We start from the raw sequence: 16,422 nt of genomic DNA on the forward strand, positions 1-16,422 counted from the left end.
GCCGTTTTATGGTCTTCTCAATGTACTAATAAGATATTCCCTGCTAAAGTAAGCATTCGTTAATTTACTGGAGAGCCTCATGACTGTTCGCGTACGCTTTGCCCCATCACCAACTGGATACCTTCACATCGGAGGAGCTAGAACTGCGATGTATAACTACCTTTTTGCTAAAGCAATGGGTGGAAAATATGTTCTTCGTATTGAAGACACTGATACTGAAAGATCAGAAAGAAGATATGAAGAAGCTCAGATTGAAGACCTGAAGTGGCTTGATCTACAACACCATGAAGGACCAGATGTCGGTGGAGACTACGGGCCATACAGACAATCAGAACGCCTGCACATTTATAAAGAATACACAGAGAAACTTCTTAAAGAGAAAAAAGCATACCGCTGTTTTTGTTCAGAAGAACTTTTAGAAGAAAAGAAAAAGATCGCAGAAGAAAAAGGTCTTCCTCCACATTATGATGGGACGTGCAGACACTTATCTGATGCGGACGTGGCCGATAAAATGGCAAGAGGGCTTCCTTCTGTCGTTCGTTGTATCACTCCGAAAAAAGCCTACACATTCACTGATAAAGTTCGTGGAGAGGTGACATTCCCTGAAGACATGGTAGGGGACTTCGTTATTGTTCGCGCTAACGATATTCCAGTTTATAACTTTGCGGTTGTTATCGACGATATGACGATGAAGATTTCTCACGTTATCCGCGCTGAAGAGCACTTAAACAACACTCTTCGCCAGCTGATTCTCTATGAAGCTTACAACGCCGCACCTCCAACATTCTGTCACGTTTCTCTTTTGATTGGTCAAGACCGCCAGAAGCTTTCAAAACGTCACGGGGCAACTTCAGTAAGACTATATCAAGAGCAAAACTATCTTCCATCAGCGATGCTGAACTACCTTCTTCAATTGGGCTGGTCGCACCCTGAAGAAAAAGATATTTTCGATATTCACACTCTGGGAACGATGTTCAATTTAGACCGCTTCACTAAATCTGCAGCGATCTACGACATCGTAAAACTTAACCACATCAACGGAGAGCACTTAAGACTTCTTCCAACAGAAAAACTGATTTCTGAAGTTGAAAGAATTCTTCCTGCTGATCACCCATTCCACAAAATGGATGCTGAGTGGAAAGCTCGCTGTGTGACTTTAAGTAAAGAAAAAATGAACTTCTACAGTGATATCATTCCTCTTTTAAAACTTTACTTCGACTGCGAAGTTTCAACAGAAGCTGATTACGTTGAGGCAAGAAGCTGGGAGACAACTCCACAAATTCAGGCCTACTTAAAAGGTGAAATTGAAAAAGCTAAAGCGGCAGGAAAGAAATTTGTCACTGAAGCTGAATATAATGAATGGAGCAACCACGTTAAAGGCGAGCTTAAAATTAAAGGCAAGCAGCTTTTCATGGGAATTAGAGCTGTCTTAACTCTTCAGGCGCACGGGTCTGATTTAAAGTTTATTGTTCCTCTGACTCCGATTGAAGTTTTAGAAAAAAGAATCAATATGTAACTAATGAGGGCTTCTTTGGAAGCCCTTTTTTTTGTGCTCCCAAAAATAATGAGAGCACTTATTGCTGACTGGGACCTCCTCCTTCCTTGACGTAAATTTGTTTAATAGATATTACTAGAAAATGATGAATTTTCTTTCAAAGCTTGTCCTGGTGGCAGGGGTTTACCTCTTATCTACTAATGTATTTGCATCTTCAAATGAATGGGGAAATGGGGGCCATGGTGTCCTTTGCGTTGATACGAAAGGACATAAAGTCATCAGGCTTCTCGATTTATATGAAGAAAAAAATCGCGGAAGCATCCTTCAAGAATCCACGGCAACGAGCCTGGAAGGACTCCTAAAAGAAAAATTGAACGAACTTAAGCGCTTGGCACCCAAACGTGCAAAGCGCTATGAGGCCCAAACAGAGCTTATTCTAAAAAACTACCGTCTTACGGGGAAAAATGAAAAGCTTGTTTTGACCCAAGATGTTGGCTACACCTCAATTGAAAGTCACTGCGAACTCATTCAACTTGGAATGCAGATTAAGGACACCCAGACTAATCTCACTCAAGTTATTTTTCAGGCCAATTATTGGAATGAACTTTCACTTCTAGATAAATCGGCCCTGATACTTCATGAAGCCGTTCTTTTGGATCTGGCAACCAACGAAGAGCGCCACCCGACAACTCAAAGAGCGCGAGAGTTTATTGGTCAATGGTATTCAAAAGAATTTAAAACAATGTCAGAGCGCAGTTTTTTAGAAAGACTGGTTAAGCTTAATTTTAAATACGGTGAATTCAAAAATACGGAATTTTCTCTCTATGAACAATTGCCAAACAATCTGATTCGAACAACTCTCAACTGGAATGAGTTAAATGAGCTGACTTCCTTTTCTTGGGGCGGACGATTTAAGTGGAATGAACGTTTTCATATTGAGTGTATTAATGACGCCCTCAAAGGAAATGTTTATTTAAATAGGACTGGGGATGTAACAAAAGTTGAAGTGGGAGTTTTTACAGGAATGAAGAGCTTCTGTCCTGTTTTGAAATTCCCACTTATTGATAACAAAACTTTTTATGGCGAAATCATTGTTACTGACTACGAGTTTGCTAATAACAAGTTAGTAAAAGCGTTTCGCAATGAACCTCTGAGCAAAGTCTCTCAAGATTACTATATTACTGACAAGTACAACTTCCCTCTATTAATGATGGCAGATATCATGGGAAAAATTGGACTTGAGTTTAATGAAAAAGAAGAAATTAGACGTGTCACCAGTTCAGCAGCAAAAATATGTGGAACATTCCTAGACCCTGAGTATAATCAGTGGTTCTTTTTTGCAGATCAACCAGTTGTTATGGAAGAGGGGGTTTGGAAGCCCTATTCATTCTGTTCAACGAAATACGACATTCCCAAATGGCCATGAGACCTGAAGCGTGGCTTTTAAAACAATACCAAATCCGCCAGAAAACAAATCCGCGTTTTTCTAAAAGGGCCTTTGCCAAACTTTTAAACATTCCTTCGGGACGTTTGTCTGAATACCTGGAAGGGCGCAGAAGAATCACTCTTAAAACTGCAGAGAAAATTATCGTATCGTTGAAACTTTCTTCAGAGGAATCAAAAAAATTTAAAGAAAGCATTTTAGCTCAAAAGAAGAAAATTAAGAAACAGCTGATTCCCACTGAGCATTATGAGTTTTTAAGCGACCCACTTGTGTATGCAGTTTTGACCGCCTTTGAATTACAGCCTGATGGTATGAGTAAGGCCCAAGTTGTTAAAATTTTAAAAAAGAATCCACAACAAGTAAGCTCCATTGTGGATAAACTTTTTCAGATGAATTACCTGGCAAAAAGTGAAGGCGAGAAACTAAAACGTTCATCGCAACCGCTGGCCACTCAGCCTATTCCGAATCAGCTTATCAGAAATGGGCATAAAAAGCGTTTGCAGGATGTGATCGAACGTATTGATGAAGTGAGCTCCGATATTCGTTTTGTGACGTCGATTACAATTCCTTTCAACACAAAAAAGTATAAGAAGATCATTGAACTCATTGAGAAATTTAAAGATCAGGTTGATAAAGTTGCCACATCAGGAAGCCGCAATCACATCTACAATCTCAATATTCAGCTTTTTCCAATGAGCGATGTTTCACCTGAAGATCTTAAATAATCACAGCTTCCCAAAAAAAAGGGGAGCGCTTTTTATCCAGATACACTCTTTTTCATTTTGTAGCATTCGTCTCTCTTCTATAATTTAAATTGTTTAGTTTTTATTCTTTTACCAATTCAAGGAGTGAATGGTGAGTGTTAATCAAAGAGGATTCTCTCTGACGGAGATACTGATAGGCATGGGGCTTTTGAGTGTTCTTTCCCTGGGAGTGGCTTCGATGATGAAGAATATGATGTCAGGGCAAGTGACTTCGGAAACGAAGATGGAGGAGCTTGAAATGAGAAGGATATTGACTACGACTCTTGCTGATAAGAAGGCCTGTGAGAATACTTTTAAAAATTTTTCTCTTGGGCAAGTGATAACACAAATCAAGAATTCTAGCGGCGCCATTATTTATGAAGTGGGCAAAAAATATGGCAACAACTCACTAGCTATTACTTCGATGAAAACAGAAGATACAAATATTGTTGGAAGTGACGGGACTCGCACCGTTGAGCTCGTGGTGACACTTGAACGAATGAAAAAAATGGCCATCGGAAAAGTGAAGAACTTCACTATCCAGTTACAAGTTGTTGCCGCCACTTCGACAGGGCCAATTTCAAGTTGTTTTAGTGATGCCGAGTCTTATTTAAAAGATGGATGTCTTTCTCTTGGGGGAGTCTGGAGTGATTCGGGGGTTAGGTGTGCATTGCCTAGCTGTCCAGCCGGTCAACTGCTTCAGGATATTAACTCATCTGGTGGAGCAGTTTGTAGAACTTTGACCTGTCCGGCAGGTCTTAGCTTGAATGGTTTAGATGCGACAGGAGCTCCTGTCTGTACGGCGCCGACATATCAATGAGTGTAAAATGATGAAGTGGATTTTTCTCCTGCTATTTCCCCTTAAAGCGATGGCGTGGAGTGAGTCGCTTGTCAGTAACGGAACTATAAAGGCTTTGCATATAACAGAATTGCGAACGGCCATTAATGAGAAACGACTAGAGTGTGCTTTGCCTGTAAAAATATGGAGTGATCCCGTGATTATTGCCAAAGAGACACCAATAAAAAAGGCCCATCTTCAGGAAATGCGTTGGGCGATTGAAGACCTTGGCATTGCTGTCAGCTGGACTGATGTTCTTAATTCAATTTCAACGCAAATTAAACGTATTCATTTTCAAGAACTGCGTGACCATTTAGATATGGTAGTTTGCCCAAAATGGGTTGTGACAAATATTGGGTCTTGCTCTGGGGGAAATGGGGTCTGGGATTATACACCATGGGGAGTTTGCACTGGTGGTTCGGCGGGGTACAGCTATGGGGCCTGGGGAACTTGCTCTCTTTCCTGTGGCGGAGGAACACAATCACGAACCTCAGGAACCTGCCAGTACAATGTTAACTCCGGAAGCCAGTTACGGAGCGCTACTTGTAATTACTCGGCAAACAGTGGAACGCAGACGCGATCAGTGAAGTGTCAAAAAGGGGCAACTGTGCTTGCTGATAGCGCATGTGTCGCTCCTAAGCCAAGCACCACGGCTCCTTGCACGCCCGTTAATCCTGGAGTGTGTGGGGCTACAGCTCCGCTTTCTCAGAGTTGCACTCCCGTAGCACCTGCTCCTTCATGTGGAGCACCAGTTTTATCCCAGAGCTGTAATACGCAGGCCTGTTGTACCTGGAAGGCCGACAGTTACTGCGCGAATTTTGATTCAGGCAATAGTGGAGGAGCGATCTTTACGACTAAGGATCCAAATCGTCCGCAACAGCACTGTAATGAATTGGTGGCCAGTTATAATTCATGGGGAAGCCCAACGTGTAATGATGCTTATGTTCGCTCTTGCTCAACAATCAACCAATCGTATTGCAATTGTGGCACTAATTATAATGGTCGATGCTCCTATACGATCACTTCTGTTGCAGGTGATGGGACAATTTCTTATTACGTTATGGCCGGGTATTCATATACAGAATGCCGAGGGTACTGGGGCTGTTTTTAGGTCTTTTTATTGGCATAGAGATATGAGAGTTACGGCATAAATGCATTGTGAATACAAAAAGTTATGAACCCAACTACTTTTGTAGCAGGTCTGTAAAGGAAAAGCCTCTATTATAGAGTAGTTAATAAAAAGGATTATCCAGATGAAAATAAACATCACCCTACTGATGCTTGTTTCTTTTAGTGCATTGATGGAGACCCATGCAGCTTCTGTGCTGTTGTATTCTCCAGGAAAGATTCACTCAACTAAAAAAGCGACGTCTACATCGTCAACTAAAGAGAGTGCTACAAAAGCATCGGCAGCAGTAAGTACTTCTACTTCTTCAGCTGTTGATCCGGCGGTTATGGCCCAGATTGAAAAAGATTTTAACAGTGCCTTAAATGGGGCATTTATTCCTGAGCTTGGAGATTCTATGAGCTGGGCTGGGGGAACTTTAACCAGGACAAAAAAAGGTGAACTTCGTTATGTGAACACCAACAATGGTTATTACGAAGCTACTTTAAAATCCACAGCAGATATTCCTAAACTTGCCAGAGAAAATAGTGATATCAATAACACGTGGATTGCCCAGTATGGTGTTGATATCGGAAACCTCACAAATGACAACGCTCAAAACCAACAAGACGCCTATCGAACTTCAATCAGTCACGTCGCCACTCATGGATTACTGGCCCAATACAATAAAGACAATCCATGGAAGTTTGATAAAGGAATTGCAGCCTATAATGAAAATGGCAATACCATTTTTACTCTAAAAGGAAAAGTTGTGAGTATGTACGAGTTGCAAAATAGCAATGAGTATAAGGCCTTGACGGGGGCCAATGTTCTTTATGAAGAAAAACAAAACGCAGGCCAGGCACAAAAAACGACGGCCGCAGTGGCGCCGACGAGTTCCAGCAGTGTCGGGAATATGGATTATATTAAGAGTGTCACCAATAGCTCTATTGAGATGCTAATTGAAGCATCAAAAAAATATAAAGCAGGCTCTCTATCTAAAGATCAATATATCGAAGTGGCCCTTCAGGTTGGAGCGATGGCCGATTACAACAAAAAAGTCGACACTGCAACGAAGGCCAATGGAAATACCTCTGCCAGTGCGCCGGCCTCATCGGCAAGCGGAAGCGCTTCAGAGAAAGGTTGGTCTGAAAAAACTTTTGGCTTCAGTTCCTCAGAGCAAACGATCTGCGCGCAAAACCCTCAATTTGCGATTTGCAGACCTCCTGCCGAAAGACTCCAGTACCTAAAAGATCAGGTCGCTAAAGCTCAAAAACCAATCTCACTTAATTTCATCGCCTCTTTTGGGCCAGGCTTTGATGGTTCAGAACAAGTTTTTGCCGATTGGACCAACACATCTAAAACTTTTATCGTTAGCTGCGATGAAGGGATGAATTCTTACGGTCTTTTCTCTGGAGAAAAAGGCAAAACAGGACCGTGGAAGGCCGGTAGTAACCGCAAGTTTTATGATACGAGCGGAAACTATATTGGTGAAGGTGGGGCCTTGATTACAGTGACTCAATATGTGGATAAGGCCACGGGAGCCCCGATGGTTGAACCGAATATTTTTTATCCAGCAGTAGGGTATTGCCAGAAATGAAAATCATCATCTTGCTTTTAAGCTTTTATACGGCCGAAGTTTTTGCGATGCCAGAAGGTCCCTGGCAAAGCGTCTGTATTACTTATCCCGATGGAAAAGGCGCTTGTTACTTTGATGTCTCAAAAGAGATGGTGGCCAATTTAAAAAAACAAGAGCGGGAGATGTTTCAGGCAAAAATTAAAGAGGGAGAAGACAAGGCCAAGGCCCTAGAGGCCGCTCAAAAATTTAAAGACGCCCAGGAAGATGAATACATCAAACAAGCTTCAGAGAGTGCCATGAATATGCTGGCCGAAGCGGCAGCCAAGTATAAGGCAGGGCAGATCACTAAAGAGCAGTTTCTGGAGATTTCCCTGCAGGCCGGGCAAATGGCCTCGTATAAGAATCAGGGGCGCTGCCTGAACATGGGGCTTACCGGCACAGGTTGTACCCCGAAAAATTAAGGGTAAAACAGGTCATTTGGTAACCAAAATCAGTCTTTTTTGCTCACATTCCTTACAATTCCTCATCTGCAGGCGTTTTCCCTTGTAGGATCGTTTACGGCGCGATTAAATTTTCCCATTATTTTTTTAAGCATAAGAGGGGATCGCAATGCTTACTTTAATCATGGGACTTGCTTTAAGTTTACTTAATCCAGTTCACGCTTCTGTGAATCCTGACTGGTCGTCTGAGGCCATCCTGATTCCAGGTGAAGACCGCGCTAATATCTATCAGGTTTCGCCTGAAGAGTTAGAGTTGCTTAAAATGAATGGCTACAAGCATGCGATGAAGTACCCGGTGACTGTCACTGGTCTTTTAATCCCATACCGCCCGCTGATTAATGTTTTAAGTTCAGACAATAAAAACCCGGTTAAAGAAATCATTCTGGCCATCACGAAGTCGTATGCTGGTTTTAAATCAGAAGCAGAATTTTATGAGTGGCTAGGTCTTTCAAAATTTAACCCAGTGACTGCAACGGGGATCTACAAGATGCCTCGCCCGGAAGGACAGCCTGAAGCTCTTTACGTTGGAGCTGGGATTATTAAAAACGAAAATGGCGAAGGTTTAACGTTTAGCTGTTTTGCCTGCCACTCGACAAGTCTTTTTGGAACAACGGTTATGGGTCTGACAAACAAACGTCCGCACTCAAATAAACTTTTCCATATGGCCCGTCAGGTTGTTCCTAAAATCCCAAATGCCATTTTTAAAGCGAGCTCAAAAGCAACTGATGGTGAATTGGCGATGTTTATTCGCACTAAGAAAAACATTCTCTCTGTTGATAGCGTTGTCCCTCAAGTTCACGGACTTGATACTTCTCTTCCACACACAGCTTTAAGTTTGGCCAGAAGAAACAATGATGAGTACGCGACGAAAAACCCCATCCTGGAGAGATTCCCGCGCGACAATGAGTTAAACACATTTGTTGCGGACTCAAAGCCAATGCCATGGTGGAACTTAAAATACAAAACGAGATGGCTTTCAGATGGATCAGTTGTCAGCGGTAACCCGATCTTCACAAACTTCCTATGGAATGAATTGGGAAGAGGGACTGATTTAAAAGAACTAGAAAAATGGATGCAGGATAACAGCAAAACGATTCAAGAGGTCACAGCGGCCGCTTTTGCAACAGAAGCTCCTCGCTACACAGATTTTTTCCCGGCGAGCTCTATTGATTTAGAAAGAGCAAAACGCGGAGAAAAACTTTTCAACCAAGCATGTATGAAGTGTCACGGAGAGTACCAGAAGGCATGGAATGCAGATAATGCCAGCGAGCTTTCGTCAGTTGATCTTTTAGTGACAACAAAAGTGATCTACCACGATAAGACTCCCGTTAAAGATGTAGGGACAGACCCGAACCGCTACCAGGCAATGAAGTTTTTCTCTGATGCTTTAAACAACCTGGCGATCTCAAAATGGATGAAGACAACAGTTGAGCCACAAGTGGGATACGTTCCACCTCCGCTAGTGGGAATCTGGGCGAGATACCCATACTTCCACAACAACTCGGTTCCAACTCTGTGTGCGGTTTTAAGTAAAGAAGAAGAGCGTCCTAGAACATTCGTTCTTGGGCCAGCAGTGAATAAGGCGACTGATTTTGATCAAGACTGTGTTGGTTACCCAACAGGAAATAAGATTCCAAAAGAGTGGCTAAAAGATACAGACGCGACAATTGATACCAAGAAGCCGGGTCTAAGAAATATCGGGCACACTAAAATGTTCCTTGATGAATCTGGGCGCGAAAAATTCACGATGGACCAGAAAAAAGACATCATCCATTTCTTAAAGACGCTGTAATAAACTAAGAGTGGGGATTTAGCTTTTCGTAAAGCTTGCGGCCGATCCATGCATCGGTCGCGGCGTACTGAAGCTGGTCAGGTTTTAAGTCGTGGGCTTCCCAGTTAGAAAGTTTCGCCTTTTTGCTCAAAGTGAAATTCAGAATCTCTTCCGTCATTCCCTTTAAACCAAAGTTCTTCATATTTCTTTCTTTTGCGATATCTGAGAGCTCTACAAACCCATGAGGCGTGAAGGGAAAAAGCTTTTGCAGGGCCTTAATATCGTCTCTAATCGCCACTCCGGCCTTCACCACGTGTTTGTCTTCAAAGATGATCTTGATTAAAGAAAAATCTTTTAGGAAATGCAGGCGGAATAAGACGGCAACGTCGTCGCTGGCGAGTTGAAGCAGAGAAACATTATAGAATTCACCTTTTTTAAAAGCGGGCTTGGTTTCCGTGTCAAAGCCAATTAATAGCTGGTCTTTGAGTAGGTCCATGGCAGGGGCGATCTGTTCGTCCTTAGTGACTGTGATGATCTGGCCTTTGAATTGGGCGCGTTCGAAATTTGGAGCGGGGTCTAATTTATCATTCATTGTAAAATTACCTAACTATTTGTACCATCATCTGGGTAAAAGTCTAAGCATAAAATGGAGTAACCATGCCTTCTTTCGACCTAGTTTCTAAGACAGATATGATGGAAATGAAAAATGCCGTCCAAATGGCCCAAAAAGAAATCGGGGCCCGCTACGATTTCAAGGGCAGTAACATCACCCTGGAGTTAAAAGACACGATTATTGAGCTAAAGGCCGAAGATGATTACAAAATGAGGGCCGCACTTGATATTTTAAGAAGCCAATTGGTAAAGCGCAACATTGGTCAAAGATGCATCGATCCTGAAAAAATTGAGCCCACTGGTAACAGGATGCTTAAGCAGGTGATCAAAATTAAAAATGGCATCGAAAAAGAAAAGGCCAAAGAGATCAACAAAATTATCAAGGACTCGGGGCTTAAAGTCTCTTCAAGCATCATGGATGACAAAATCAGGATCACTGGTAAAAAAATCGATGATCTTCAGGGAGCTTTTCATTTGCTTCGCACTCACAAAGAAGTGGATATCGAACTGCAAATGGAAAACATGAAGAGAGACTAGTGTGGACAAATTCAAAAAGGCGATTCCTTATCTTTTGGTGCTGCTGTTTTTAGGCTGGGCCTCGTATAAGTTTTTTATCGAAAGAAAACCTGAGACTGAACCTAAGATGACTCTAGATTGGGATCAGCTCGATGCCACATCGGGGTCAAAAGCAGAAGAGTCGCCGGTCACTTTAAAAAAAGAAGCGCCCGAAGATAAACCAGAAAAAGTTCGCGAGTACACGTCGCTTTCAAAAGACGAAGAAGAGAAGTTCCAGGCCTTTGATGAAATGGAAAAGAAATGGCTTTTGGAAGTTAAAACAGTTATCGGTGATCAGTTCTACGCTCAGTACTTAGAAATGCGCGAGCGAAACGAAAAAGAAAAAATGGATGCGTACAAAGAGTACCATGATTATCTTCGCCGCAAGCACGGCGATAATTTCAAATACAATATCTCAGAAGACCAAAGTATTCGCGAAAAGAAAATCAATCAGGACTACTTAAAAAAACTTCTAGAGCTTATTGGTGAAACAAAGTTTCAGGCCTATATCAAGGCCCGCGATAAGATCAATGAAGACAATCGTAGAGCTGGTAAAGAGTTCATTCAAGTGGAGTTCTAGTGAAAATCACCAAGTGGAAAACAGTAAGTTCTGAAGTCGCCTTAAAAGCTAATATCTTTCGTTATGTGAAAGTTAAAAGTGAGTCACCGACAACCGGAAAGGTGGGAGACTTCGACATTATTCAATGTTTAAACTGGGTGAATATTATTGCGGTCACTAAAGACAAAAAAGTTGTACTTATTAAGCAATACCGACACGGGACTGATCAGGTCACGGTTGAAATCCCTGGCGGGGCAGTTCATTTTAATGAAGATGTTTTCCTGGCCGCTCAAAGAGAGCTGCGTGAAGAGACGGGGTATACTTCTTCAAATTGGAAGCATATCGGACGCGTAGACGCCAATCCGGCCTTTATGAATAACTACTGCGACACTTACCTTGCCCTAGATGCAGAGAAGACTCACGATCAGGAATTTGACCCGTTTGAAGAGATCGAAGTTTATCTTCGAGACCTAAAGGACATCCCCCAACTGGTTGGGTCAGGGGAGATTTCTCATTCTTTAGTTGTTGCTGCTTTTTATTTTTTAACTGCTGCTGGAGAGGCCTGATTGACCATGTAGTAAAGCAGCTTTCCGATGTTTAGGCGCTTGGCCTCGATTTTATCCATGAATGTATCGCGACAGAAGTCACTTTGAACGCACGAATTAAAGATTCCGAATTGAGCGTCTGTCACCCATGTTCCTGTTTTAGGAACTTCCATTTTTGAGGCCATATAAAGGAAAACACCTTTTGCATACTTCTCTTGCTCAGGCTTAAGGCCCGCAAGTGTGATAATAGAAGCACGGTATGTGAAGAAGGCTTCAGATAATTCTTTATAGTCGATGATGTTATCAGAGTTTTTATCAAATCTAATAAAAGTCGTTTCGATGTTTAACATCGCCCCAATAACCAGAGTTGTGTCACGGCGGTTGACTGGGACACCTGGAGCATTGTTGTCGCGGGCAAAACCTTCAACTCCTTTTAGGTAGTCCATCGTTTCTTTTTTGCTCGCTGTCGCATAGTAATTTGCCAGGCGAGGAAGAGACTTTTTATAGCCGAGTTTATTTAAAACAAGATCGTAGAAATTTTCATTAAAACAGCTCGTTTCAAAGACCGGGTCTTCTGCATTGATACCTGGGTCACAAAGTCCTGTCAGGTTTTCACTGTGTTTTCCAGAAACTTCAACCGCAGTTAAAAGCATTCCGATGTATTCAGTAGCTTCGTTGATATTGATGGCCTGGTCACCATTAGACTGCTGTTGAAATAAGTCAGCCAGTAGCACAGCATTGCGTGAGAATGTCTGGAAGTTAGGCGACCACAGTTTAAACTCCTGCAGAAGCGGTTTGGAGTCCAGAAGGAATTTTGAAAACTCATCCATTGAAAGCTGCATTTGTTTATTAGCATCCGTGTGCCCATAAGCTTTTAAAAGCTTCCAGCTTAACCATTTCGCAATATTCACTTCAATGAAGCCAGACTTGTTTCTTAGGATTTGAGTGTCGTAAAAAGCAGTTCCCGTCGAGTCCCTGAAGTAACGGAAGTTGAAAACGGTATCAGCAAAGCTGGTATAAAGTTGCTCTAAACGAGGTTTATTCGTGAAGACATCGTATTCAGGAAGTTGTTTAAACTTAAATTCTTTGGGGTCAACTGGGCCTGGTTTGCTCAGGATGTGGTTGTTGACGGCATCGTCATAAGTCACATGGTTGAAATACACTTTCTCAAAAAAGTCGTGAACCATGATTAAAACAGTGTCTAAATCTTTAAGTGTAATAGAGTCTTTCTTTCCACCAATAAAGCGTGCTTTAAGGGCCTCGATACTTGGCTTAAATGACTCGACATCGTAGTTCTTTAAAAGCTTTTCAGCGAGCTTAACAACTTGATCAGAGTTTAGAAGTTCGAAGTCTTCCTGGTTGAATTTGATTGAGTGGTAAAGGTTTCTTACTGTCAGAAGGTAGAAGCGCATTTCGTCGGCTTCAGTCTTAAAGTTCTCAGACTTACAGTAATAGACATCAAAGATAAGACCCATGATGCGTGGTAGTTTGGTAATAAGGTCTTTTAACTCATCAGTCGTGATGACTTCTTCATCCCCACCAACGATGACCTTTTTTAGGAAAATAAAAGAGTCGATACTTTCATTATCAATTTGCCCGTCGCCAATTTTCTTGCTCATGTCGAGGATGAACTCGCGCATGTTAAGTTTTTTTGCCATTCCCGGAGACTTATCGATAACACCTACAGCAGCAGTGGCAAAACGCTCTGTTGATTCTTTAAATCTTTGACGAAGCTCCCAGAACTTTAGCTGGTTTTTGTCTTCATCCATCGTTTTGATGATGTTGGTAAGAACTACGGCTTCTTGGTTAACTTGAACCAGAAGTTCAAAAAGAGGAGAGATGTTAGTGTGTGAGATGCGGTCAGCTTCATCTTTTAAAAGCAGCATGTTTAATTGGAAAATTAAACTTAACCCTTTAATGATTGAATCACTTTGTCCTTCAAAAAATCTTTTAACGAAGATCCCTAATTCGGCCTCTGTAACTGTTCCCGGGTGTTTAGCGCGTACATATTTTGTGAATTGAATGAAGTTTTCTTGTAAGCATTTGATTTGTTCTTTTTGATCTGCTTTAAAAATTTCGCCTAGTTTTGAGACATCGATTTTACAAGTCTGTAATTCGTCTGTCTTATACACGTCCACGTTTTCAACCGGTTTGTCGGAAACGTATCCGCAACTAGTGACGACAAGGCACAAGGCGATCACTAGATGATTCAAGAGCTGCTTAAGTTTTTCCATAATAAACAGTTTAAAGATTGAGCAGATAATGTCAAAATGGAATCTCCATAAATGAGTGTTTTTTACAGTGTTTTGAGTCTAGAACGCGTCAAGATTCTGTTAAACAAAAGACAGGCCAAAGGGCCTGGGAGTGAATGTGTTTTTAAGTAGGTATTTTTTACATAGTTTCTTGTTTTTAACGCTTTTTTCATTGGGAAATAGCTCTCTTTGGGCAGCTTCAGCGGAGCTCACTTATGAGAAATACATTCGCCTCAATAAGCCAGTAAACCGCAGTGATACAGGGGAGTGGTTAGGGCTTTCATTTGAGACTGCGCCCCCTGAAAAGAAACTCGATACCTTCTTGATGGGGGACCTAAGATTCTATTTTCAGGACAATAATTCCTTTAACTATTCACTGCAAGAAGCCTACGCGGTCTATCAAAACGACGACTATAAGATCACCATCGGAAGAAAGATTCTCGACTGGAATACCAACGAAAAATATTGGAGTTTGGGTTACCTAAACGCCCTGCAATCTTTCACGCTTCTCAGCACAGAAGAGGAAGGAGTGACAGGACTTATTTTCACTAAGAGATATGGGAACTTTGAGTTTGATATTTTAGGTTCGTACCTCTTCATCCCACAAATTAACCCGTCGATTGATTTTAAAAATGGAGAGGTCAAAAGTCACAGTGAGTGGATGAGACTTCCTCCGAAAAAAACAGTGGTCAGTGGACTTGAAGTTCCCATCTATTACTCAATCACTGATTACCAGATCGAAAAAATTGTCTTCAATAAATCACTCGGTGCCAATGTTCGCTATCACTGGTCAAATGGGGGAGCTTCGGCCTTTGCCATTTATAAACCAGAAAACAAACTGCGTGTGAATGCCAGCGCCTACTATGACAACTTAAACACCGGCAAAGTTATTGTTACTGCCGACCCGACTGTTAATCACCACGCTTATTATGGCGTGCAGTTGTTTCAGTCTTTCGGTGATATTAAAGCGCGCGGAGGTTTTAGTTACGTTGACCCGAACGCTAAATTTGGTAAAGACTTCCTGATTGATATTTCAAACGCCAGAAAGACATTTAAGTCGGACTACTTCAACATCAATCCTCGTTACGACAAAGAAGCTTACGCGCACATGAGTTTAAATTACGACAAACAAAAAAATTATAAGCTGACGTTAAACTACATCCACCTGCTATCAGATAACATCCGCGGTAACGATGACTTCTTCAGTGATACGGTTAAGTGGAAGAGTACCTTTGGTGGAGGTTTTCAGTATTTCTTTAATGACTCGTTTGATGTTGCTTTTGATTTAAAGTACGACATCGAAAGAAAAGACAATATTGTTAAAGGCGAAATCAGCTACAACTACGTTAACAAAATCCGTCTGGCATTAGGGCTTGAAGTCCTAAAAGCTCCGGATAAGAATTCATATTGGAGTTATTACCGTACTTCTGACACGCTTTATAGCACGCTGGGCTTCATATTTTAAAAAGAAGTCAGCTGGCCAACACAAAGGCCTTGGATTATGCTTTTTTTAGGAAACACTTAAAATAAACAGGATGCGTATATGAAGTATTTACTAATGGCCCTTTTAACACTTTCTCTTTCTACCTACGCTGCTGAAAAAACAAAAAAAACAGCAAAGACATCTTCTGGCACTTCAAAAACAATGAGTGAGTTAGGAAAGATTGATCAGAGCACTCTTGATTTAGAAGCTAAAGATAAAAAAGCAGACATTGCAGATGAGACTGCTCTTTACACTGAACCAGGAAAAATTAAAGTAAACTTTTCATGCAAGGCCAAAGATGGCCACGAAATCAAGCAAGGTGAAAAGGGGTATGATGAGTGTCTTCAAAAAGTGAAGAACGACAAAAACAATCCTCATGAACCAAACGCAGATATCAAAGTCCACCTAGGAAATTAATTTTCTTCTATGTAATGGCCCGCTTCAATGAGGCGGGCATATTGACTCATCATCACTCCAACTCTCTCAAGTATTCTTTTCTTTTTTATCACTTAGCACTGGCACGCTCTTTGTATTCTTAAATGTAACTCATTTGAATTGAACACCAATTCAAAGTTTTATTTTTAAGGAGGCCGTTATGAAAATTTCCCTGTTAGTCGTTTTGGCAGCCTTTGTGGCCACTGGTAATACCAACGAAACAACGTACTCGTATATGGACAGCGCAGCTCCACACGACAATCACAGTGCTGCTTATCCTGATCATGCCAAAGTAAGAACAACCACCATGAGAGAAAAAGATGAAATCAGCGATACTGCTAATGTTAACCAAGCAGCAACCAGACGCGATTACTCCCGTGAAAACGATCCTATGAGAAGAGGAAGCTCTCCAGGCTGTAAAAACCACAATGGCCAATGGTTAAGACCTCAGGATGAAGGCTACAGAAATTGTATGAATATGCCTGATACAGAGAAAAAATAGGAGA

At 41.6% G+C, this 16,422-nt stretch carries 16 protein-coding genes; 14 read left to right on the top strand and 2 right to left on the bottom strand.

Going from position 1 to position 16,422, the window contains the following annotated elements; genetic code table 11:
* The first annotated feature begins 79 nt into the window (after window positions 1-79).
* The 8 genes from gltX (at window position 80) to AC6JA8_RS06110 (ending at window position 9,496) form a co-directional block, all read left to right on the top strand.
* Window positions 80-1,516, top strand: a complete 1,437-nt coding sequence (gltX, locus tag AC6JA8_RS06075; RefSeq protein ID WP_497976244.1) for a glutamate--tRNA ligase — start codon at window positions 80-82, stop codon at window positions 1,514-1,516.
* Window positions 1,517-1,637: 121 nt separating this feature from the next.
* Window positions 1,638-2,921 (top strand): hypothetical protein, encoded by a 1,284-nt coding sequence (locus AC6JA8_RS06080; RefSeq protein ID WP_497976245.1) that lies wholly within the window; start codon window positions 1,638-1,640, stop codon window positions 2,919-2,921.
* Window positions 2,912-3,664, top strand: a complete 753-nt coding sequence (locus AC6JA8_RS06085; protein ID WP_497976246.1) for a TIGR02147 family protein — start codon at window positions 2,912-2,914, stop codon at window positions 3,662-3,664. The genes AC6JA8_RS06080 and AC6JA8_RS06085 overlap by 10 nt, the downstream gene beginning before the upstream one ends.
* Window positions 3,665-3,794: 130 nt before the next feature.
* Window positions 3,795-4,502 (top strand): PulJ/GspJ family protein, encoded by a 708-nt coding sequence (locus AC6JA8_RS06090; protein WP_497976247.1) that lies wholly within the window; start codon window positions 3,795-3,797, stop codon window positions 4,500-4,502.
* A gap of 7 nt (window positions 4,503-4,509) precedes the next feature.
* Window positions 4,510-5,631 (top strand): hypothetical protein, encoded by a 1,122-nt coding sequence (locus tag AC6JA8_RS06095; RefSeq protein ID WP_497976248.1) that lies wholly within the window; start codon window positions 4,510-4,512, stop codon window positions 5,629-5,631.
* A gap of 142 nt (window positions 5,632-5,773) precedes the next feature.
* On the top strand, window positions 5,774-7,225 hold the full coding sequence (locus AC6JA8_RS06100) for a hypothetical protein (protein WP_497976249.1): 1,452 nt from the start codon (window positions 5,774-5,776) through the stop codon (window positions 7,223-7,225).
* Window positions 7,222-7,665, top strand: a complete 444-nt coding sequence (locus AC6JA8_RS06105; protein ID WP_497976250.1) for a hypothetical protein — start codon at window positions 7,222-7,224, stop codon at window positions 7,663-7,665. The genes AC6JA8_RS06100 and AC6JA8_RS06105 overlap by 4 nt, the downstream gene beginning before the upstream one ends.
* Window positions 7,666-7,813: 148 nt before the next feature.
* Window positions 7,814-9,496 carry a c-type cytochrome gene (locus tag AC6JA8_RS06110; protein ID WP_497976251.1) on the top strand — a complete coding sequence of 561 codons (1,683 nt, stop codon included), beginning with the start codon at window positions 7,814-7,816 and terminating at the stop codon, window positions 9,494-9,496.
* Between the two features lie 4 nt (window positions 9,497-9,500).
* Here AC6JA8_RS06110 and AC6JA8_RS06115 read toward each other — a convergent pair whose 3' ends face one another.
* Window positions 9,501-10,067 (bottom strand): 3'-5' exonuclease, encoded by a 567-nt coding sequence (locus AC6JA8_RS06115; RefSeq protein ID WP_497976252.1) that lies wholly within the window; start codon window positions 10,065-10,067, stop codon window positions 9,501-9,503.
* A 65-nt stretch (window positions 10,068-10,132) separates the two neighbouring features.
* Between AC6JA8_RS06115 and AC6JA8_RS06120 the strand changes: the two genes are divergently transcribed.
* The 3 genes from AC6JA8_RS06120 to AC6JA8_RS06130 are packed head-to-tail and all read left to right on the top strand — an operon-like array spanning window position 10,133 to window position 11,767.
* Entirely contained in the window at window positions 10,133-10,624 is a 492-nt protein-coding gene (locus AC6JA8_RS06120; protein WP_102242911.1) for a YajQ family cyclic di-GMP-binding protein, read from the top strand.
* Between the two features lies 1 nt (window position 10,625).
* A complete protein-coding gene (locus AC6JA8_RS06125; RefSeq protein WP_497976253.1) occupies window positions 10,626-11,222 on the top strand; it encodes a hypothetical protein in 597 nt (198 codons plus the stop codon).
* Window positions 11,222-11,767 (top strand): NUDIX hydrolase, encoded by a 546-nt coding sequence (locus tag AC6JA8_RS06130; RefSeq protein ID WP_497976254.1) that lies wholly within the window; start codon window positions 11,222-11,224, stop codon window positions 11,765-11,767. Before AC6JA8_RS06125 ends, AC6JA8_RS06130 begins: the two co-directional genes overlap by 1 nt.
* Here AC6JA8_RS06130 and AC6JA8_RS06135 read toward each other — a convergent pair.
* Window positions 11,737-13,980 (bottom strand): hypothetical protein, encoded by a 2,244-nt coding sequence (locus AC6JA8_RS06135; protein ID WP_497976255.1) that lies wholly within the window; start codon window positions 13,978-13,980, stop codon window positions 11,737-11,739. The genes AC6JA8_RS06130 and AC6JA8_RS06135 overlap by 31 nt on opposite strands.
* 169 nt (window positions 13,981-14,149) lie before the next feature.
* Between AC6JA8_RS06135 and AC6JA8_RS06140 the strand changes: the two genes are divergently transcribed.
* The 3 genes from AC6JA8_RS06140 to AC6JA8_RS06150 all read left to right on the top strand — a co-directional run bounded on the left by AC6JA8_RS06140 (window position 14,150) and on the right by AC6JA8_RS06150 (window position 16,418).
* Complete coding sequence (locus AC6JA8_RS06140) at window positions 14,150-15,463, top strand: hypothetical protein (RefSeq protein ID WP_497976256.1); 1,314 nt, start codon at window positions 14,150-14,152, stop codon at window positions 15,461-15,463.
* Between the two features lie 78 nt (window positions 15,464-15,541).
* Window positions 15,542-15,898: a hypothetical protein gene (locus AC6JA8_RS06145; RefSeq protein WP_497976257.1), complete on the top strand. Its 357-nt coding sequence runs from the start codon at window positions 15,542-15,544 to the stop codon at window positions 15,896-15,898.
* 178 nt (window positions 15,899-16,076) lie between these two features.
* Entirely contained in the window at window positions 16,077-16,418 is a 342-nt protein-coding gene (locus AC6JA8_RS06150) for a hypothetical protein (protein ID WP_497976258.1), read from the top strand.
* The last annotated feature ends 4 nt before the right edge of the window (window positions 16,419-16,422 follow it).

The organism is Bacteriovorax sp. HI3 (assembly GCF_059738875.1).

What these genes read in the sequence shown, in the direction of transcription:
- gltX (WP_497976244.1), top strand. Translation starts at nt 80, where the DNA reads ATGACTGTTCGCGTACGCTTTGCCCCATCACCAACTGGATACCTTCAC.
- AC6JA8_RS06080 (WP_497976245.1), top strand. Translation starts at nt 1,638, where the DNA reads ATGATGAATTTTCTTTCAAAGCTTGTCCTGGTGGCAGGGGTTTACCTC.
- AC6JA8_RS06085 (WP_497976246.1), top strand. Translation starts at nt 2,912, where the DNA reads ATGGCCATGAGACCTGAAGCGTGGCTTTTAAAACAATACCAAATCCGC.
- AC6JA8_RS06095 (WP_497976248.1), top strand. Translation starts at nt 4,510, where the DNA reads ATGATGAAGTGGATTTTTCTCCTGCTATTTCCCCTTAAAGCGATGGCG.
- AC6JA8_RS06100 (WP_497976249.1), top strand. Translation starts at nt 5,774, where the DNA reads ATGAAAATAAACATCACCCTACTGATGCTTGTTTCTTTTAGTGCATTG.
- AC6JA8_RS06105 (WP_497976250.1), top strand. Translation starts at nt 7,222, where the DNA reads ATGAAAATCATCATCTTGCTTTTAAGCTTTTATACGGCCGAAGTTTTT.
- AC6JA8_RS06110 (WP_497976251.1), top strand. Translation starts at nt 7,814, where the DNA reads ATGCTTACTTTAATCATGGGACTTGCTTTAAGTTTACTTAATCCAGTT.
- AC6JA8_RS06115 (WP_497976252.1), bottom strand. Translation starts at nt 10,067, where the DNA reads ATGAATGATAAATTAGACCCCGCTCCAAATTTCGAACGCGCCCAATTC.
- AC6JA8_RS06120 (WP_102242911.1), top strand. Translation starts at nt 10,133, where the DNA reads ATGCCTTCTTTCGACCTAGTTTCTAAGACAGATATGATGGAAATGAAA.
- AC6JA8_RS06135 (WP_497976255.1), bottom strand. Translation starts at nt 13,980, where the DNA reads ATGGAAAAACTTAAGCAGCTCTTGAATCATCTAGTGATCGCCTTGTGC.
- AC6JA8_RS06145 (WP_497976257.1), top strand. Translation starts at nt 15,542, where the DNA reads ATGAAGTATTTACTAATGGCCCTTTTAACACTTTCTCTTTCTACCTAC.
- AC6JA8_RS06150 (WP_497976258.1), top strand. Translation starts at nt 16,077, where the DNA reads ATGAAAATTTCCCTGTTAGTCGTTTTGGCAGCCTTTGTGGCCACTGGT.